This window comes from Streptomyces katrae (assembly GCF_000966975.1).
Lineage (GTDB): Bacteria > Actinomycetota > Actinomycetes > Streptomycetales > Streptomycetaceae > Streptomyces > Streptomyces katrae.
This window is the reverse complement of record NZ_JZWV01001630.1, coordinates 1-957: the sequence shown is the minus strand read 5'-3', so window position 1 is coordinate 957 and position 957 is coordinate 1. Positions and strand designations below refer to the sequence as shown.

Genomic DNA, 957 nt, shown 5'->3' with positions numbered 1-957 from the left:
TTTCCACCCTGGCAAGATCTCGACGCCGCTCAGCTCACCCACTTGACCTGGGCTTTTGTGTAATCCGCAGATCACCCACGACAACATGGAGCTCTTCAGCCGCCTCGCAACACAGCCATATAACACTCTGCGGACCCCAAAAATCAAACCATTCAGTCTGTTTCCTTGCCGGAAGCCGCCTCGATGAGCGCCGCAGCCGCCGCCTCGCCGTTCGCGATCCCCGGCAGGACCACGCTCCAGATCCGGGTCAGGAGCTGCCGGGCACCGTGCCCGGGCTCGAAGCCGCCGAGCCCGTCCAGCCCGACCGTCAACGCCACCACCAGGTCCGTCGCCTCCTGTGGTGACACCCCCTCGGCCAGCAGCCCCGCCTGCTCGGCGGCGACCAGCAACCCCTCGGTCCACAGCTTCCACTGCCGGCGCAGGTCCAGCCGGCTCTCGTGCCCGGCGTCCGCGCACAGTGCGAACGCGGCTCTGACACCGATGTCCTCGGTCAGCAGCGACAGCATCGTGTAGGTGGAGCCGACCAGCACCTGCAACGGCCCGCCGGCCCGGTCGCGTTCCTCGTTCACCGCCGCGGCCTCCCGCATGGCCCGCGCGGCCCGCTCCTCCACGGCAAGGGCGAGGGAGGTCTTCCCCTCGAAGTGGAAGTGGAGGGCTCCGGAGGTCACTCCGGCCCGCCGGCTGATCTGCGCGATCGACGCGGCCGTGAACCCCTCCTCGGCGAACACCTCCGCGGCGGCGTGGACCAGCGATTCCCTCGTGCGTGCCGCACGTTCCTGCTTGACCATGGGGGGCTCTCCACACCGCATCCGCCGCATCAACGGCCCGCCCCGCAGAAATGGGGTACAAGACATCCTGCGCCACAGTCGGTTCCCCCACCGGAGCCGGACCGGACTCCCACCGGAGCACCCCCATTAACGCCGTTAACACCCGCCCGCACCCCGAACACCCCCACCC

At 68.9% G+C, this 957-nt stretch carries 1 protein-coding gene; it reads right to left on the bottom strand.

Features of this window, described 5'->3' with window-relative positions; all coding sequences use genetic code 11:
* Positions 1 to 152: 152 nt before the first annotated feature.
* Positions 153 to 788 (bottom strand): ScbR family autoregulator-binding transcription factor, encoded by a 636-nt coding sequence (locus VR44_RS39730; protein ID WP_045952565.1) that lies wholly within the window; start codon positions 786 to 788, stop codon positions 153 to 155.
* Positions 789 to 957 lie beyond the last annotated feature (169 nt).

Coding starts and splice junctions, on each gene's coding strand:
- VR44_RS39730 (WP_045952565.1), bottom strand. CDS start 788: ATGGTCAAGCAGGAACGTGCGGCACGCACGAGGGAATCGCTGGTCCAC.